This window comes from Conexibacter sp. JCM 18997 (genome assembly GCF_055391915.1).
Window position 1 is genome coordinate 562,034 of sequence record NZ_AP043885.1, and the last position, 17,159, is coordinate 579,192.

Here is a 17,159-nt window from a genome sequence, read left to right on the forward strand (position 1 = left end):
CCGTTTTGACCCAGAGGACGTTGCTGATGCGCCAAGGACCACTCGCAGGCCGTTACCCCGCCGTCGCGGCGATGGTGATGCTCGCGCTGATCCCGTTCCTGGCGCTGTCGGCCGCGCTGGACCCGCTGTCGCCGATCATCATGAGCGACCTGCACATGAGCGCCCAGACGATGAGCCTGGGCGTGGGCATGGGCAACGCCGCCTACGCGGTGGGCACGGTCCTGGCCGTGATGCTCGCGCAGCACCTGCCCCAGCGCCGCGTGCTGCTCGTCTACGCGGTGATGCTGCTGTTCGGCTCGATCCTGGCCGCGTCGGCCCAGAACGCGGGGATGTTCATCGCCGGCCACGTGATCCAGGGACTGTCGACCAGCCTGCTGCTGATCGCCGCGGTGCCGCCGCTGGCCATCGGCTTCCCGAAGGACAAGCTGCGCGACACCGCCGTCGTGATGAACATGTGCATCTTCGGCGCCGTGGCGCTCGGGCCGTTCATCGGCGGGCTGCAGGCCAACTCCGACGCCTGGCGCCCGCTGTTCTGGATCGTCGCCGCGATCTCCGCCGCGGCGTTGGCGCTCGTGGTCCTGACCTTCGAGGACGCGCCGCCGGCCAACCCCGACTCGCCCCGCGACCTGCCCGCGCTGGGCCTGGCCGCGGTGGGCTGCGCCGCCGCGTTCTTCGGCGTCTCCGAGCTGACCAGCCACAGCTTCCTGTCGGTCGAGGTGATCGTGCCGCTGGTCGGCGGCCTGGCGGCGATCGCCGTGCTGATCACCTACCAGTACGTCGCGCCGCGCCCGCTGCTCAACGTGCGGATGCTGCTGAACAGCACGATCCCGGTGGCCGGCGTCGTCGTGGCCCTGTTCGCCGCCGCCGCATCGGTGTCGGCGACCGTGCTCACCGCCGGCGCGCTGGCCGACCGCTACAGCCCGCTGCACATCGGCATCCTGTACCTCCCCGAGGTGGCCGGCGCCATCATCACCGCGTTCGCGTTCGGCGCGGTCATCACGCGCAAGTCGATGCACTACCTGCCGCTGGTCGGCATGGCCTTCCTGGCCGCGGGGATCCTGGTCTTCCGCATCCAGGTGCCCTCGACCGAGGCGCTGACGCTGCTCGGCGCCGGGCTGACCGGCATCGGCCTGGGGGCGACGGTGGCGCCCGCGCTCTTCGTGGCCGGCTTCTCGCTGCCCTCGGCCAACCTGCAGCGCGTGTTCGCGATCGTCGAGCTCCTGCGCGCGGTGGCCGCGTTCATGATCGCGCCGATCTTCGTCCACTTCGCCGCCACGGTGGGCAGCAGCCCGGCCGAGGGCGTGGGCATCGCGCTGTGGATCGGGCTGGGCCTGGCGGTGTTCGGCGCGCTGGCCGGCGTCGCCCTCTACGCGGTCGGCGGTGCGCGACCGCAGCCGCCGGACATCGACACGTTCCTGCAGGGCGAGCGGCCCGCGTGGTACTCGCCGCCGCTGCTGGCCAAGCTGCGCGGACGCCCCGCGCTGGGCCGGCCCATGACCGAAAGCGGGGACTGACATGGCCTCCACCGCCGCACCGGTGCTCCTGGCCTACGACGGCTCTGCGCTGGCCCAGCGTGCGATCGAGCAGGCCGGGCGCCAGCTCGTCCCGGGCCGCGAGGCCGTCGTCGTCTGCGCCTGGCAGCCGGTCGACGTCGGGTTCGTCCCGGTGGCCGAGCAGCACTTCGACGCCCAGGACGCGACCGCGGTCCAAGCGGCGGCCGAGGCGACCGTCGCGCAGGGCGTGGCGCTGGCCGAGCAGGCCGGCTTCCGTGCGCGCGGCACGACGGTGAACGCCTCGCCGACCTGGAAGGGCATCTGCGAGATCGCCGACGCCTGCGGCGCCGACCTGATCGTGCTCGGCGCCCACCGGCGCAGCGGCATCCTCGGGCACCTGCAGGGCAGCGTCAGCGAGGCCGTCGCGCATCACTCGCCGCGCGCCGTGCTGATCGTGCCCGCGCCGGACGCGTCGTAGCGCGGGCCGAGGGCGTAGGGTGGCCCGCAATGACGCCCTACACGATCCGGCCCCTGCGCGAGAGCGACCGGGCGACCTGGCAGCCGCTGTGGGAGCAGTACCTGCGCTTCTATCGAACCGAGCTGTCGCCCGAGGTCTACGACGCGACGTTCGCGCGGCTGTGCGATGTCGATGGCGACATGCTCGGGCTCCTGGCCGTCGATGCCCACGGCGCCGCGGCCGGCCTGAGCCACCTGATCTTCCACCCCACCGGGTGGGCGATCGAGCCGTCGTGCTACCTGCAGGACCTGTACGTGGACCCCGACCGGCGCGGCTCGGGTCTGTCCACGCGCCTGTTCGACGCGATCTACGCGGCCGCGCGCGGGCGCGGGGCGACCAGCGTGTACTGGCACACACAGCAGTTCAACGGGGCGGCGCGCTCGCTGTACGACACGGTGGGCCGGCTGTCCTCGTACATCATGTACTCACACGACCTCTGACGGATCCAGCGCCGCGGCGGCGCCGGACACGCGCAGCTCGGGCCGGTCGGCCGCGATCTCGACCTCGATGCGGCTGGGGCGCCCCATGTCCACGCCCTGGAGGATCGTGATGCGCGCCGGCGCCGAGACGGCGCCGGCAGCGCGCAGGTAGGCGCCGACGGCCGCCGCGGCGGCGCCGGTGGCCGGATCCTCGACCACGCCGCCCACGGGGAACGGGTTGCGGGCGTGGAACGTCGTCGCGTCCTCGCGCCACAACAGGGCGACGGTGATCAGGTCGCGGGCCAACATGAACGCCCGCAGGCCGTCGAAGTCATAGGACAGATCGGCGAGCCGCTCGCGGGTGGCGGCGGCGATCACCAGGTGGCGCGCGCCGGCGTAGCTCAGGGCGGGGGTCAGCTGGGGGTCCAGGTCCGCGCGCGACCAGCGCAGCAGCCCCAGCGCCGCGTCGAGATCCGCGGCGCTGACCGGCTCGACGGCGGGCGCGACGCTGGTCAGCGTCGCCGCGCCCTCGCGGACCGCCACCGGAACCTCGCCCGCGCGCGTGCGAAAGACCCAGTCCCCGTCGCCGATCGCCACGGCCGACGCGATCGTCGCGTGGCCGCAGAACGGCACCTCGAGGTCCGGGCTGAAGTAGCGGACGTCGTAGACGCCGCCGCCGGCCGGCGTCAGGAACGCCGTCTCGGAGAACCCGACGTCGCGGGCGATCTGCGCCATCTGCGCGTCGCTCAGCGCCGACGCGTCGAGCACGACGCCGGCGGGATTGCCGCCTTCACCGTGGTCGGTGAAGGCGGCCATCCGCAGGATCTCGGGATCGGGCGCCACGCGCCCGATCGTACCGAGCTAGTAGTCCTCGGCCACGGGATCATCGCTGGGCTTGAAGAACCGGGCCAGCTGGATGCTCAGCTCGTACAGGAACACGAGCGGGGCCATCAGGACGAGCATGGTCACGGGGTCGGTGCCCGGCAGAAGCATGGCCACGACGGCGCAGGCCACGTAGGCGTAGCGACGGTTCTTGCGCAGCTGCTCGACGGTGATGACGCGCAGCCGGGTCAAGGCCAGGATGCCCACGGGTATCTGGAACACCAGACCCGTGGCCAGCAAGGTCATGGCCACGAACTTGTAGTAGTCCTTGGCCTGGACGAGGACGTTGAACTCGTCGGTGTTGAAGTTCTGCAGGAACCGCACCGCGGCCGGGAGGACGAGCACGTAGCCGAAGGCCACGCCGCCGGCGAACAGGATCGGCACCATCGAGATCAACGGGATCGCGGTGCGTCGCTCCTTGGGCGACAACGCGGGCACGATGAACGCGTACAACTGGTACAGGATCAGCGGCATCGCCAACAGCAGGGCGAACATGCCGGACACCGCCAACGTCATGGTGAACGGCTCGCCGATCCCGAGGGTCACGGGCTTGGCGCCCTCGACCTTGTCGGGCACGTTCTCGATCGCCACGTTGAGCTGCGCGACACGCGCAGCCATCGCGGAACGGGCCTGGGCTGACAACCCGGAACCGGGAGCGGCCAGCGCGGCCGCGGTGTCCCGGTCGGAGATGGCCAGCGCCTTCAGCGACTTCTGCGTCTGGGCCAGCTCACCCGCGGTGCCCTCGCCCTTGGCGATGCGCTTCTGGGTCTGGGATTCCAGCGGGTGGTTGACGACGCTGAGCAGCGCATCGTTCTGCCACAGGCAGAGCCCGAACGCCACGACAACCGCCGCCAGGCAGATGATCAGGCGCGTGCGCAGCTCGTCGAGATGTCCGACGATGCTGAGCCGCTCGTCATACCCGAGCGGTGAGCGCAGTGCGTTGGTGGCCATGGCGGCGGCGCCCCTGTCCTACGAGTGGGCGACGGGCTCGCGCACGGGCTGCGGCGCGGGCGTCGGCGTCGCGTCGGCCTGGGCGGCCGTCAGCGTCGCCGGCTGGACGTCGTCGTCCTTGTCGTCGCCGGTGATCGAGCCCTTGAACTCGCGGATGCCACGCCCGACCGAGCGCCCGACCTCGGGCAGCTTCTTCGGGCCCAGGATCAGCAGGGCGATGACCAGCACGATGATCAGTTCCATGGGGCCGATGTTGGGCATCTGGCCCTCCTTTCGAGGTCGACGCGGGTCCGGGGTGGACGGGCGCCTGCTTGTGAAGTACTGCGCGTGGCGGCGGCCATCCGGATCAACCGGGACCGCCGCCAGCGCGGTGGAGCAACTAGCCGGTGATGAAGCCGGTGCCCTTGACGGCCGCGAGGACCGTCTTCATGGACAGGGGCTTGTCGAACGGGCCGTTGGGGGTGATGCCGTTGGCGCCCGACAGCTGGTTGGTGTTGATGATCGTGGCGATCGCGGCCGCGTGGCGGGCCTCGACGGTCAGGATCGATGCGGCGGCGCCGAGCAGGGCCGGGGTCTTGATCTTGCCGGCCTGGCCGAGGTAGGCGCCGACGCCGGTGTTCTCCAGCGTGAACGCGGTCTTCTGGAACGTGGTCTGGTCGGTGACCGAGGCGCCGAAGTCGAACGTCGGCTTCTTGACGGCCTTGGAGCCGAGCGCCTTCTTCAGCGCGGTCACGTGTGCGGCCTCGTCGGCGGCCACGAGGGCGGCGAATGCGCCGAGGGGGCCGTCCTTGATGTTGTTCTTGGCCTGGGCGTAGAACTCGGCCTCGAGGTACTCCAGCGTCAGCGCGTAGTTGAGGATCGCGATGTCGCTCTTGGGGGTGGCGCCGAACGCCATGCTCGGCAGTCCGCCGCCCAGGAGGGCGCCGGCACCGGCCAGACCGGCAGCGCCGATCCCGGCACGGCGCAGGAACGCGCCGCGGGTGTGGTTGTCGAGCTTGCTGCCGGTCTCGGCCAGCGCGCCGTCTGCATCAAACTGCTCGAGATCGACCATGTCATGGGATGCCATGTGAAGAGCTCCTCTCGTCGGTTGAGTTGTCGGTTGTTGCGCGTTGCCGCTCGCTTTCGGATCAGAGTGGGGGATTGGGAATCGACCGATTCGGATAACCGTTGGCGGGGTGGGGGTACGTGCGTCCCAAAGCCCCGACCAAGCTGGCGCAGCACCGCTCGATCGCGGCCCTGCGGGGATGCGTGACCATTGCGCCAACATCGGGTCCGTCGTGATCTGGCACCGCGGAACTCAGCGCAACCCCTGTGAATTCCACACGATGGGAGGCACAGGATGGAAGACTCGATCACGCTGTCCGAGCTGGATCGCGACGAGGCGATCCGCTCGGCAGAACATGAGGCGCAGGAGGCGGTCGCGCAGGGTGGACACACCCGCTCGTCGTTCCTGGTCCGCGGCGGAGCGCTGCTCGGCGGAGGCCTCGCGCTGGGGTCGATCCCGCTGGCGCTGGCCGGCGCCCAGGGCGGTCTGAGCAAGACCGACAAGAAGATCCTCAACTACGCGCTGACGCTCGAGTACCTCGAGTCGGCGTTCTACGCGGAGGCGATCGCCAGCGGCAAGCTCAGCGGCGAGACGCTGGTGTTCGCGCAGACCGCCGGTGGTGACGAGGCCGCGCACGTGGCGGCGCTCAAGCAGACCCTCGGCTCCGACGCGGTGGCCGAGCCGAAGTTCGACTTCAAGGGAACCACGGACGCGATGGACTCGTTCCTCGACACCGCGAAGGTGCTCGAGGACACGGGAGTTGCGGCCTACCAGGGCCAGGGTCCGGAGATCCAGGCCGACGCCGTGCTCACCGCGGCCGCGGCGATCCTCGCCGTCGAGGCGCGTCACGCCGCGTGGGTGACGGACATCATCGGCGGCGGCAAGGGCCCACTGCCCGCGCCGGACGCCTTCAGCAAGCCCATGTCGATGTCCGCGGTGCTCGACGCCGTCAAGGGCACCGGCTTCATCAAGTCCTGAGGAGGCCGACACCATGAGCAACATCATTCGACCGACCCTGCACGAGCTCGATCGCGACGGGGCGATCGCCGAGGCCGCGTCCCGGGTCGACCCGGTCACCCGCGGCGCGTTCCTGCGCCGGGCCCTGGCCATCACCGGCGGCGCCGTCGCGGTGGCCGCGGTGCCGGGTGGGTTCGCGGCGAGCTCCGCGTTCGCCCAGAGCTCCAGCGACATCGACATCCTCAACTACGCGCTCACGCTCGAGTACCTGGAGGCGGCCTTCTACAAGGAGGCCAACGCCAAGGCCGGCCTCAAGGACCAGCTCAAGCGGTTCGGTGAGACGGTGGGCGAGCACGAGGACGCGCACGTCGCCGCGCTGGAGAAGGCGCTGGGGTCGAAGGCGGTCAAGAAGCCGTCGTTCGACTTCAAGGGCACGACCTCGGATCCCGACACGTTCGCCACGACGGCCAAGACCCTCGAGGACACCGGCGTCTCGGCCTACCAGGGGCAGGCCACGAACATCAAGAACAAGGACATCCTGGCCACGGCGCTGACGATCCATCCGGTCGAAGCGCGGCACGCCGCCTGGGTGACCTCGATCCTGGGGAACGGCAGCGGCTCGCCGTCGCCCTCTCCGACGCCGCTGAACCCGGCGCTGACCATGGACCAGGTGCTGGCCGCGGTGCAGGCCACCGGGTTCATCTCGACCGCGTCCTCGGCCGAGGGTGGCTCGTCGGTCAGCGGTCAGCCCGCGATGACCGGCTGAGTCATGCGCCGGGTCGTCGTCGGCGTACTTGTCGTCCTGATCGTCGCTGCCGGGACCTTCGTCCTGCGCGGCGCGATCAGTGGCGACGGGGGCAGCAACCGGTCGGGTGGCGGCGGCGGGGGCGGTACGCCCTCCGCCGCTGCGCTGCCCGAGCCGGTCGGCGGCTCGACGGACTTCTCGCCGGACGCCGCGGCCGCCGATCCCGGCCGCGGCACGGCGGTCGTCGCGCGCGGACGGGCGGCATCGGTGCCGGTCTATGCCAGCCCGGATGACGCGCGCCCGCAGCGGCGGATCACGCGTCGCACCGTGGAGGGCCACCGCCTGCCGGTCGTCTTCCGCGTGCTGCGCCGTCAGGGGAACTGGCTGCGCGTGGACGTGCCCGTCCGCGCCCGCGACCAGCGCGCCTGGGTGCGCGCGTCGAGCGTGCGCCTGCAGACCACGCCGTACCGCGTCGTGATCGAGCTGCGCAAGCACCGGCTGATCGCCTACGACCGCAAGCGCGTGATCGCCCGCGCGGAGATCGGCGTCGGGCGGTCGGTGACGCCGACGCCCAAGGGCACCTACTTCATCACCGACCTGCTCAAGCCACCGGACCCCGACGGCTTCTACGGTCCGTACGCGTTCGGGCTGTCGGCCTACTCGCCCGTGCTGACCAGCTTCGCCGGCGGCGACGGCCAGGTCGGCATCCACGGCACCAACGCGCCCAGCGCGCTGGGCAGCGACGTCTCGCACGGCTGCATCCGCGTGCGCAACGCGGTCATCCGCAAGCTCGCGGGCGAGCTGCCGCTGGGGACGCCGGTGCGCATCCGCGCCTGACGTCCCCCAGCGCGGCGCCGGCTACTCGGCGAACTGCCCGATCTTCGTGAAGTGCTCGCGGGCCACCTCGAGCGACGGGAACGACTCCATCATCGAGTCGGGCATCACGACGTTGCGGAAGTACGTCGTCGGGCCTTCGGTCGGGAGGTGATCCGGCGGGACCCAGTCGGGCATGTAGTTCTGCCAGCCACCCGAGTTGATCTCGATGCGGATGCCGCCCGGCTCGCGCACGTACAGGTACTGGATCTCGTCCATGCCGTGGATGCCCGGACCGAACTCCAGCGGCGTGTCGTTGGCCAGGAAGATGTCGGCCGCGCGCTCGACGTCGAGCTTCTGGTCGACGCGGAAGGCGACGTGGTTCAGGCGGCCGCGGGCGAACGGAGCATCGGGCACGAGTGCGAGGTCGTGGGTCGAGCGGATCGCGTTGCAGGTCAGCGTCGAGAACATGGGGACGCCGGGCTCCGGGGTGATCGACGCGGTGTGCCGATGGCCGAGGTTGGCCTTGTAGAACGCGATCTCCTCCTTGAGCTGCGGCGCGTTGATCGTCACGTGGTCGATGTAGCGCGCGGCGGCGCCGCGGCCCGTGTACTTCTGCGGGCGCGACTGCATGTCGGTCTGCAGCTCGGGCGGCGCCTCGTACAGGTCGGTCTCCCAGAAGACCTCGTTGACGTGGCCCATGGGCGCGCGGAAGCGGAACGAGCGGCCGTGGCCGACCGAATCGTCCACCCAGCCCAGGCCCTCGGTCAGCGCCGGGTCGATGCGCTGGGCGATGGTGTCGACGTCGGCCGGGCCGTACGTGCGCCAGCCGATGTGGTCCAGCGTGGACTCCGGGCCCTCGGTGAGCACCAGGGTGTGGTGCAGGTAGTCGCCCCAGCCGCGCAGGTAGGCCGACTGCCCTTGTTGCTCGGTCAGCTCCAAGCCGAGCACGTTGACGAACCAGTCCAGCGACTCCTGCGGCTTGGGGCTGGTGATCTCCGCGTGCGCCAGCTGGGACAGAAGCACGTCAGTCATACCGATTCTCTCCTCGATTAACCGAATCCAAGTTCGAGTTCCAAGATTAGGGCGCGGCTCGGACCGCTGTCAAGGCACGCCACCGCCCGAGCGCTTTTCGCGCCGAGGTGCATCTCGGTCCCGCTGACCGAGACTCAGATGCGGCTCGAGCGTCGGTCAGAGGAGGTCGGCGACGACGGCGAGCTGCTCGGCCGCCGGCCGCGCGTGCTCGAACGGCATCAGCTGCAGCGTCCCGGTGCCGATCGCGCGGAACGCGTCGAGGCGGTCGCGCACACGGTCGGCCGGACCGACCAGCGCGAGCAGGTCGACGAGCGCGTCGGGCACCGCGGCGATCGCCTCGTCGCGGCGGCCGGCCAGGTAGTGCTCCTGGACCGTCCGGGCCGCGTCGGCGAACCCGTAGCCGGCGGCCGCCGCGTTGTACGGGTTGGCGCCGGGTGCGCCCATCGCGCCCACGTACAGGGCGACGTGCGGGCGGACCGCGTCGCGCGCGCCGGCCAGGTCGTCGTCCAGGCAGAGCGGGACGCAGGGGGAGACGTCGAAGGCCTCGCCCAGCGCGCGCCCCGCGCGCGCCCCGCCCTGCTCCAACGCGGCCCGCGCGGCGCCGAAGTGCTCGGGCACGACGAACATCCCCAGCCATCCGTCGCCGATCTCGCCGGCCAGCGCGATCGCCCGCGGCCCCAGCCCGGCCAGCAGGATCGGCACGCGCTCCTGCACCGGCGCGATGGTCAGCCGCAGCGGCCCGCCGCCGACGCGCTCGCGGGCCAGCACCTGGCGCACGGTGGCGACGTACTCGCGCATGCGGGTCAGCGGCCGCGCGTGGTCGACGCCGTGCCAGGTCTCGCTGACCAGCGCGTTGGACGCGCCGAGCCCCACGCGCACGCGCCCGCCCGACAGCCGATCCAGCGTCGCGGCGGTCATGGCGGTCATCGCCGCCGAGCGCCCCGGCAGCTGCAGGACGGCCGAGCCCAGCCCGATCCGCGACGTGCCCGCGGCCAGCCAGGCCAGCACGGTCGCGGCGTCGGAGCCGTAGGCCTCGCCGATCCACACGGAGTCGAGGCCGTTGGCCTCCGCGGACTGGGCCAAGGCGGTCAGCGCCGCCGGATCGGGACCATGGTTGGAGAGCGGGGAGAGCGTCAGGCCGAGGCGCATGGGCAGAAGTATGACATTCGCGTTGGACCGGACGTACAAGGACCATGGCCGATGATTCGGCGCTTTGATGCTGGCAATACGAGGCGTCGCTGTCTAAAGTCAGACTCATGTCGACTCGCCCCAAGATCCTGGACGGACCCAACCAGTTCAAGCTCGCCGCGTTCGGCTTCAACATGCGCGGCGGCCTGACCATGACGAAGATCCCCGGAACGGTCGAGGCCGACTGGGACCAGAGCCTGCGCATCGCGCTGGCGGCCGAGCGCGCCGGCCTGGACGCGGTCATCCCCGTCGACCGCTGGCGCGGTTTCGGCGGCGAGACGAACTTCAACGGCGAGTCGTTCGACACGCTCACCTGGGCCGCCGGCCTGGCCGCGGCGACCAGCGAGATCGACGTGTTCGCGACGTTCGCGATGCCCACCGCGCACCCGATCCGCATGGCCAAGGCGATCGCCACGCTGGACCACATCTCCGGCGGGCGCTTCGGCATCAACTTCGTCGCGGGCTGGAACCCGCACGAGGTCAGCATGTTCGGCGTCGACCAGCGCGACCACGAGGGCCGCTACGCCTACGCCGACGAGTTCGTGACGCTGCTCAAGCAGCTGGCGGCGTCGACCGAGGCGTTCGACTTCCACGGCGAGTTCTTCGACATCCCGTCGGCCTACTCGCAGCCCGGGCCGCTGCAGGACCCCTACCCCGTTGTGATGGCCGCCGGCGTCAGCCCCCGCGGGCGCGACTTCGCCGCCAAGCACGCCGACGTCAGCTTCATCGCGGTCGACACGCTGGACCGCGCCCGCTCGATGGTCAGCGAGACGAAGGCCAACGCGCGCGACGCCTACGGTCGCGACCTGCGCGTGTTCACCGCCTGCCAGATCGTCTGCGCCGACACCGAGCAGGAGGCGCGCGACTTCTACGACTACTACGTCCACCAGAACGGCGACTGGGACGCGTGCCGCAACCTGATGGACATCTACGCGGTCAACAGCGGCGCGGGCGCCGTGTTCGAGCGCAACGAGATGGCCGAGCGCACCGTGGCCGGCTGGGGCGGGCGCGCGATCGTCGGCACCCCGGAGATGATCGCCCAGGAGTTCATCGACATGGCCGAGGTGGGCCTGGACGGGACGACCCTCTCGTGGGTCAACTACGAGGAGGGCATCGGCCTGTTCGCCGAGCAGGTGCTGCCGCTGCTCGAGCAGGCGGGGCTGCGCGTCCCGGTGGGCACGCCGGCGGCCTGAGCGCCGCCCGGCCCGGGCCGGCCGCTCAGATCGAGCGGCCGGCGCGATGGCCTTCGAGGATCGCCATGTCCAGGTGCCGCGGGGCCACGCAGTCGCCGACCGCGATCACCTGCAGGTCCGCGCGAGCCTGCAGCGGGGCCAGCAGCGCGTCGTTGGCCACCGCCTGACCGCAGACCACGACGGCATCGACGCCGTCGAGCGTGCGGCCCGGTCCGCCGAAGGTGTCGGCCAGCTCGACGCGGCCGCCGGGGAGGACCTCGGCCAGCGCGGTGTTGGGCGACAGGCGCGCGCCGCGCCGGCTGACCAGCTGCATCAGCCGCGCCCACGCCGTGCCGCCGACGTGCAGCCCGACCTGGGGCAGCGGCGTCACCAGCTCGACGTCGCGCCCGGCGTCCAGCAGGAAGTCGGCCACCGCCAGCGCCTGCACGTGCCCTTCGTGGTCGACGACCAGCACCGTCCCGTCGCCGTCGGGCAGGCGCCCGTCGAGCACGTCCCAGCTGGTCAGCGCGCCGGGCGCGCTGGGCGTCGAGCCGGTGGCCAGCACGACCACGTCGACGTCCAGGCCGGCGATGTCGTCGGGCGCCAGCTCGGCGCCCAGCGAGACGTCGACGGCCAGGCGCTCGAGCAGGTCGATGCGGTGGGCGATGACCTTCGCCACCTCCTGGCGCGAGGGCGGCCGCGAGGCGAAGCGCAGTTGCCCGCCGAGCTCGGCGCCGCGCTCGATCAGGCGCACCCGGTGACCGGCCTGGGCGGCGACGACCGCCGCCTCCATGCCGCCGGGGCCGCCACCGACGACGAGCACGTCGCGGGGCGCGGTCGTGGCCGCCCGCGTGGCCCGGCCCAGCTCGCGTTCGCGCCCGGCCGCGGGGTTGTGGATGCAGGTCACGTGCTTGGCCGACCACAGGCGCGACTGGCAGTGGTTGCACCCGATGCACGGGCGGATCTCGTCGCCGCGGCCGCTCAGCGCCTTGGCCGCGTACTCCGGGTCGCAGATCAGCTCCCGGGCCATGCCGATCAGGTCGGCCGAGCCGTCGGCCACCAGGCGCTGACCGACGTCGGGGCTGAGCATGCGCCCGACGGCCAGCACCGGCACGTCGACCTGCGCCTTGACCGCGGCGGCCAGCGGCGCCAGGTGCCCGGCCGGCATGCCCATCGGCGCGGTCTGGATCTCCATGTTCGCGTAGGTCCCGTAGGACACGTTCAGGTAGGACACGTGCCCGGTCTGGGTCAGCAGACGGGCCACGGCGATCGTGTCGGCCAGCTGCATGCCGCCGGGAACCCCGTCCTCGCCGCTGAGCCGCACGCCGAGCGCCATGTCGGGGCCGATCGCCTCGACCACCGCCAGCAGCACCTCCAGCGGGAACCGCAACCGCTTCTCGGGCGAGCCGCCGTAGGCGTCGGTGCGCTGGTTCCACAGCGGCGAGAGGAACTGGTGGGGCAGGTAGCCGTGGCCCATGTGGATCTCGACGCCGTCGGCGCCCCCGCGGCGGGCCACCGCGGCGCCGTCGGCGTAGGCGCGCACGAGCTCGGCGATCTCCGCCTCGGAGACCACGTGGGGGATCTCGTGGTTCAGCGGGCCCGCGACGGCCGACGACGACCAGGCGGCGCGCTCGATGACCATGCTGTCGGTGTTGTTGCCGCAGTGCCACAGCTGCGCGACGAAGCGCGTGTCGTGGGCGTGCAGGTCGTCGGAGATGGCCCGGTAGGCCTCGACGATCCCGGGCTGGTAGAGGCCGACCGTCGGCGCCATCGTCGAGGCGGTCGGATGGACGCTCTGGGCCTCGGTGATGATCATCGCCACCCCGCCGCGGGCGCGCTCGCCGTAGTAGGCGGCAAGCTGCTCGCCCGGCAGGCCGTTGTCGGCCATGGCGGTCGCGTGCCCGGTCTGCACCAGGCGGTTGCGCAGGGTCAGCGGGCCGACCCGCAGCGGCTGGGCCAGCGCCGGGAACATCGTCATCCGATTCCTCCTAGTAGGAGCGGGGCAGGCCGAGCACGTGCTGGGACAGGTGCGCGAGCACGAGGTTGTTGGAGACCGGCGCGACCTTGTAGAGCCGCGTCTCGCGGAACTTGCGCTCGATGTCGTACTCGCGGGCGAACCCGAAGCCGCCGTGCGTGTCCAGGCACGCGTTGGCCGCAGCCCACGACGCCTCAGAAGCCAGCAGCTTGGCCATGTTGGCCTCGGCGCCGCAGGGCTGACCGGACTCGTACAGCCGGGCGGCCTCCTGGCGCATCAGGTCGGCGGCCCGCACGGACGCGTACGCGTGCGCGAGCGGGAACTGCACGCCCTGGTTGGCCCCGATCGGCCGGCCGAACACCTGGCGCTCGGAGGCGTAGGTGGCGGCGCGGTCGATGAAGAACCGCCCGTCGCCCACGCACTCCGCGGCGAGCAGGATGCGCTCGGCGTTCATGCCGGTGAGGATCTGCTTGAAGCCCTTGCCCTCCTCGCCGACCAGCGCATCGGCGGGCAGCGGCACGTCGTCGAAGAAGATCTCCGTCGTGTGATGGTTGAGCATCACGTCGATCGGCGTGATCGTCATGCCGTTCTCGCGGGCGTGGCGCATGTCGACGAGGAAGGTCGACAGGCCGTCGGTCTTCTTCTCGATCTGGTCCAGCGGCGTGGTGCGGGCCAGCAGCAGCATCAGGTCGGAGTGCTCCGCGCGGGAGATCCAGATCTTCTGGCCGTTGACCACCCAGCCGTCGTCGGTGCGCTTGGCCGTGGTGGCGATCTGCGTGGTGTCCGAGCCGGCGCCCGGCTCGGTCACGCCGAAGGCCTGCAGGCGCAGGGCGCCGGAGGCGATCTCGGGCAGGTAGCGCTCGCGCTGCTCCTCGCTGCCGTGGCGCAGCAGCACGCCCATGATGTACATCTGCGCGTGACAGGCGCTCGAGTTGGCGCCCGACGCGTTGATCTCCTCGAGGATCGCGCTGGCCGCGCTGATGTTCAGCCCGGCACCGCCGTACTGCTCGGGGATGAGCGCCGCCAGCCAGCCGTGCTCGGTCAGCGCGGCGACGAACGCCTCGGGGTAGCCGTCGGGCTCCAGCGCCTGCCAGTACTTGCCGTCGAAGCGCTCGCACAGGGCGCGCACGCCGGCGCGGATCTCCTTGAGCTCGTCCGTCATCGCCGAGCTCACTGCTCTGTCCTCATCCGACTCGCCATTCCTCGTTGGGTGTGGGGTGCATCGCGCTGACCTCTGGCGCGTCGCGCCGGTACAGCAGGAAGGTCCGCTTGAACTCGATGACGACCTCGCCGCGCTGGTTGATGCCGCGCGTGCGCATGTCGACGATCCCGGCGTTGGGGCGCGACTCCGACGCGCGCGTGCCCAGGATCTCGCTCTGCGCCCACAGCGTGTCGCCGACGTAGACGGGCCGGGGCAGCGTGATGTCCGTCCAGGCCAGGTTGGCGGCGGCGTTCTCGCTGGTGTCGGGGACGCTCAGGCCGGTGACCAGCGCGACGGTCAGGCAGCTGTTGACCAGCGGCTTTCCGAACGCGGTGCCGTTGGCGTACTCCGCGTTGAAGTGCATCTGGTTGGTGTTCATCGTCAGGCAGGTGAACCAGACGTTGTCGGTCTCGGTCACCGTGCGGCCCAGCCGGCTCGTGTAGACGTCGCCGACCTCGATGTCCTCGAAGTACCGGCCGCGCCAATCCTTGGGGGCTGTGTCGGTGCTCACTGCGCTCTCCGGGTCTGTGTCGTGGTCTGGTGCATGAGGGCTTGGGCGCGGGCCAGCACGGGCGCATCGACCATCGCGCCGTCGACCACGGTCACCCCGCGCCCGTCGGCCGCCGCCGCCCGGGCGGCCGCGACGACGCGGCGGGCCCAGTCGGCCTCGGCGGCGCTGGGCGCGAAGGTCTGCGCGACGGTGTCGAGCTGGTCGGGGTGCAGGCAGGCCTTGCCGGTGAAGCCCAGCGCGCGGGCCCGGGCGCACTCGGCGGTCAGCGACTCCCGGTTGCGCAGCTCGAGGTGCACGCCGTCCATCGGCGGCGCGATCCCTGCGGCGGCGCAGTCGACGACCAGGCTGGAGCGCGCGAACAGCAGCGCGTCGTCGCCGGCGCGGTGGTCGACCCCCAGCGTCGTGGCCAGGTCGATCGAGCCGAACAGGATGCGCGCGACGCCCGGGGTGCGGGCGATCGCGTAGGCCTCACGCACGGCGGCCGGGGTCTCGACGATCGGCATCAGCGGCGCGGGCCAGTCGGTGCGGGCCAGCGCGGCCGGATCGGCCTTGGGGACCATCACCACGTCGGCGCCGATCGCCTGCACGAGCGCGAGGTCGGCGGCGTGCTCGGGCGTGCCGGGCGCGTTGATGCGCACCCCGCGCAGCGGTCCGGGCCCCGCGGGCCAGGCGAACGCGGCCAGCCCGTCGCGGGCGGCCTGCTTGGCGTCGGGGGCGATCGCGTCCTCGAGGTCGGCGATCACGATGTCCGCCCGCGAGGCGAACGCCTTGGTCAGGCGGCGCCCGCTGTCGGCGGGGGTGAACAGGAGGGTGGTGGCGCGGGCCAGGCGCTCGGCGACCGCGCTCACGCGACGCGCTCCCGGGTGACGCCACACCAGCCGGCCAGCACGGCGTCGGTGTCGGCGCCCATCGCCGGGGCGGGCCGGGTCGGCGCCTGGTGGCCGCTGACGCGCAGGGGCGAGGCGGGCTGGCGCACCGTGCCCAGGCGCGGGTGCTCGTAGGAGACGACCGCCCCGCGGGCCACGGCCTGCGGGTCGCTGAGCGCCTCGGCGATGTCGTTGACCGGGGCGACGGGGACGTCGGCCGCGTGCAGGAGCTCCAGCCAGTGGGCCACGGTGCGACGGGCGAACTCGGCCGACAGCGCGGGGATCAGCGTGTCGCGGTGGGCGTCGCGGCCGGCGTAGTCGGCGTAGCGCGGGTCCGACAGCAGGTCGGGACGACCGAGCGCCTGGCACAGCCGCTCCCACAGGATCGGCTTGGGGCAGGCGACGGCCAGCCAGCCGTCGGCGGCGGCGAAGGTCTGGAAGGGGACGACGCTGGCGTGCGCCGAGTCGGGCAGCCGGGTGGCCACGTGGTCGCGCGTGGCCGCCCAGGTGCCCTGGTAGTTCAGCAGCGAGAGCGCGGTGTCGAACAGCGACACGTCGCAGTCGGCGCCGACGCCGTCACGGCGTGCCCGGTGCACGGCGGCCAGCAGGGTCAGCGCGGCGGCGTAGCCACCGGCGAAGTCGGCCAGGCCGAGCCCGGTGCGCAACGGCGGCCCGTCGGGCTGGCCGGTGATGCTCATCCAGCCCGACAGCGCCTGGATCACGTGGTCGTAGGCGCCCTGGGCGGCGCGCGGCCCGGTCTGCCCGAAGCCGCTCAGCGAGCAGCAGACGATCCGCGGGTTGACGGGCGCGAGGTCGGCGTAGGTGATGCCCAGGCCGGCGGGCTTGTCGCCGCGCAGGTTGCTGAAGACGGCGTCGGCCTGGGCGACCAGGTCCTCGAAGACGCCGCGGTCCGTCGGGGTGCGCAGGTCCAGCGCGATGCTGCGCTTGTTGCGGTTGAAGCTCTCGAAGTAGAGCGAGTCGCCCTGGCCCGTCGCGTACGGCGGCACGTCGCGGGCCACGTCGCCGCCATCGGCAGGGTGCTCGATCTTGACGACGTCCGCGCCGAGATCGGCCAGCTGCATCGTCGCCCACGGACCGGCGCCGAACTGCTCGATCGACAGGATCCGCAGATCCGCCAGTGGTGCATCCATCGAAGGCATAAGTCTGACATCAACCTATACGCGGTCGAATCGCTTGACAAGCGTCGATGACCGTCTCGGGTCGCGGCGCCACCTGGATCGGCTCTCTGCTCGGGAATTTCGCCCGAATTTTGGCCCTGGTGTTCAGCTGTATGGCCATGATGTCGAAGCGTCGCTTGTTTGCGGCGTTTTGTCGGCATTGGCTCCACTAAGGGCGTCCGTGCGGTGACAGTGGATGTCCGACATCGGG

General features: G+C 71.8%; 18 protein-coding genes. 7 read left to right on the forward strand and 11 right to left on the reverse strand.

Translation table 11 applies throughout. The features are described 5' to 3' along the window. Positions 1-26 precede the first annotated feature (26 nt). From ACZ5UI_RS02945 to ACZ5UI_RS02955, 3 genes are read left to right on the forward strand one after another with little or no spacing between them, the layout of a single operon-like run. A complete protein-coding gene (locus tag ACZ5UI_RS02945; protein ID WP_464194048.1) occupies positions 27-1,514 on the forward strand; it encodes an MFS transporter in 1,488 nt (495 codons plus the stop codon). A 1-nt stretch (position 1,515) separates the two neighbouring features. Beyond that, positions 1,516-1,971, forward strand: coding sequence for a universal stress protein (locus ACZ5UI_RS02950; protein WP_464194050.1), 456 nt, complete (start codon positions 1,516-1,518; stop codon positions 1,969-1,971). A gap of 29 nt (positions 1,972-2,000) precedes the next feature. Next, entirely contained in the window at positions 2,001-2,450 is a 450-nt protein-coding gene (locus ACZ5UI_RS02955) for an N-acetyltransferase family protein (RefSeq protein WP_464194052.1), read from the forward strand. Here ACZ5UI_RS02955 and ACZ5UI_RS02960 read toward each other — a convergent pair. From ACZ5UI_RS02960 to ACZ5UI_RS02975, 4 genes are all read right to left on the reverse strand, one after another. Beyond that, positions 2,436-3,245 carry a PhzF family phenazine biosynthesis protein gene (locus ACZ5UI_RS02960; protein ID WP_464197751.1) on the reverse strand — a complete coding sequence of 270 codons (810 nt, stop codon included), beginning with the start codon at positions 3,243-3,245 and terminating at the stop codon, positions 2,436-2,438. The two genes, ACZ5UI_RS02955 and ACZ5UI_RS02960, sit on opposite strands and share 15 nt — an antisense overlap. Positions 3,246-3,290: 45 nt before the next feature. Next, on the reverse strand, positions 3,291-4,262 hold the full coding sequence (gene tatC, locus ACZ5UI_RS02965) for a twin-arginine translocase subunit TatC (RefSeq protein ID WP_464194054.1): 972 nt from the start codon (positions 4,260-4,262) through the stop codon (positions 3,291-3,293). A gap of 18 nt (positions 4,263-4,280) precedes the next feature. Continuing rightward, positions 4,281-4,505 (reverse strand): Sec-independent protein translocase subunit TatA/TatB, encoded by a 225-nt coding sequence (locus ACZ5UI_RS02970; RefSeq protein ID WP_464194056.1) that lies wholly within the window; start codon positions 4,503-4,505, stop codon positions 4,281-4,283. A 136-nt stretch (positions 4,506-4,641) separates the two neighbouring features. Next, complete coding sequence (locus ACZ5UI_RS02975) at positions 4,642-5,328, reverse strand: ferritin-like domain-containing protein (protein WP_464194058.1); 687 nt, start codon at positions 5,326-5,328, stop codon at positions 4,642-4,644. A gap of 273 nt (positions 5,329-5,601) precedes the next feature. On the opposite strand from ACZ5UI_RS02975, the gene ACZ5UI_RS02980 reads away from it, so the two are divergent. From ACZ5UI_RS02980 to ACZ5UI_RS02990, 3 genes are read left to right on the forward strand one after another with little or no spacing between them, the layout of a single operon-like run. Further along, positions 5,602-6,285 carry a ferritin-like domain-containing protein gene (locus ACZ5UI_RS02980; protein ID WP_464194060.1) on the forward strand — a complete coding sequence of 228 codons (684 nt, stop codon included), beginning with the start codon at positions 5,602-5,604 and terminating at the stop codon, positions 6,283-6,285. A gap of 13 nt (positions 6,286-6,298) precedes the next feature. Continuing rightward, positions 6,299-7,030 (forward strand): ferritin-like domain-containing protein, encoded by a 732-nt coding sequence (locus tag ACZ5UI_RS02985; protein WP_464194062.1) that lies wholly within the window; start codon positions 6,299-6,301, stop codon positions 7,028-7,030. 3 nt (positions 7,031-7,033) lie between these two features. Beyond that, entirely contained in the window at positions 7,034-7,846 is an 813-nt protein-coding gene (locus ACZ5UI_RS02990) for a L,D-transpeptidase (protein WP_464194064.1), read from the forward strand. A 21-nt stretch (positions 7,847-7,867) separates the two neighbouring features. On the opposite strand, the gene ACZ5UI_RS02995 is transcribed toward ACZ5UI_RS02990, so the two are convergent. Both ACZ5UI_RS02995 and ACZ5UI_RS03000 read right to left on the reverse strand, forming a co-directional pair. Then, on the reverse strand, positions 7,868-8,857 hold the full coding sequence (locus tag ACZ5UI_RS02995; protein ID WP_464194066.1) for a VOC family protein: 990 nt from the start codon (positions 8,855-8,857) through the stop codon (positions 7,868-7,870). Positions 8,858-9,013: 156 nt separating this feature from the next. Beyond that, the gene (locus ACZ5UI_RS03000; RefSeq protein ID WP_464194068.1) at positions 9,014-10,006 is read right to left on the reverse strand and encodes an LLM class flavin-dependent oxidoreductase; all 993 of its coding nucleotides are present in this window, start codon (positions 10,004-10,006) and stop codon (positions 9,014-9,016) included. A 107-nt stretch (positions 10,007-10,113) separates the two neighbouring features. Here ACZ5UI_RS03000 and ACZ5UI_RS03005 point away from each other — a divergent pair, with 107 nt between their 5' ends. Then, complete coding sequence (locus tag ACZ5UI_RS03005) at positions 10,114-11,238, forward strand: LLM class flavin-dependent oxidoreductase (RefSeq protein ID WP_464194070.1); 1,125 nt, start codon at positions 10,114-10,116, stop codon at positions 11,236-11,238. Between the two features lie 25 nt (positions 11,239-11,263). Here ACZ5UI_RS03005 and ACZ5UI_RS03010 read toward each other — a convergent pair whose 3' ends face one another. Genes ACZ5UI_RS03010 through ACZ5UI_RS03030 form a run of 5 tightly spaced genes read right to left on the reverse strand, consistent with a single transcriptional unit; the run spans position 11,264 to position 16,921 of the window. Continuing rightward, complete coding sequence (locus ACZ5UI_RS03010) at positions 11,264-13,195, reverse strand: oxidoreductase (protein ID WP_464194072.1); 1,932 nt, start codon at positions 13,193-13,195, stop codon at positions 11,264-11,266. A 10-nt stretch (positions 13,196-13,205) separates the two neighbouring features. Beyond that, a complete protein-coding gene (locus tag ACZ5UI_RS03015) occupies positions 13,206-14,354 on the reverse strand; it encodes an acyl-CoA dehydrogenase family protein (RefSeq protein ID WP_464197753.1) in 1,149 nt (382 codons plus the stop codon). 22 nt (positions 14,355-14,376) lie between these two features. Beyond that, positions 14,377-14,904, reverse strand: a complete 528-nt coding sequence (locus ACZ5UI_RS03020) for a MaoC family dehydratase (protein ID WP_464194074.1) — start codon at positions 14,902-14,904, stop codon at positions 14,377-14,379. After that, on the reverse strand, positions 14,901-15,752 hold the full coding sequence (locus ACZ5UI_RS03025; protein ID WP_464194077.1) for an HpcH/HpaI aldolase/citrate lyase family protein: 852 nt from the start codon (positions 15,750-15,752) through the stop codon (positions 14,901-14,903). The genes ACZ5UI_RS03020 and ACZ5UI_RS03025 overlap by 4 nt, the downstream gene beginning before the upstream one ends. Next, positions 15,749-16,921 (reverse strand): CaiB/BaiF CoA transferase family protein, encoded by a 1,173-nt coding sequence (locus tag ACZ5UI_RS03030; RefSeq protein ID WP_464194078.1) that lies wholly within the window; start codon positions 16,919-16,921, stop codon positions 15,749-15,751. Before ACZ5UI_RS03030 ends, ACZ5UI_RS03025 begins: the two co-directional genes overlap by 4 nt. Positions 16,922-17,159: the final 238 nt, after the last annotated feature.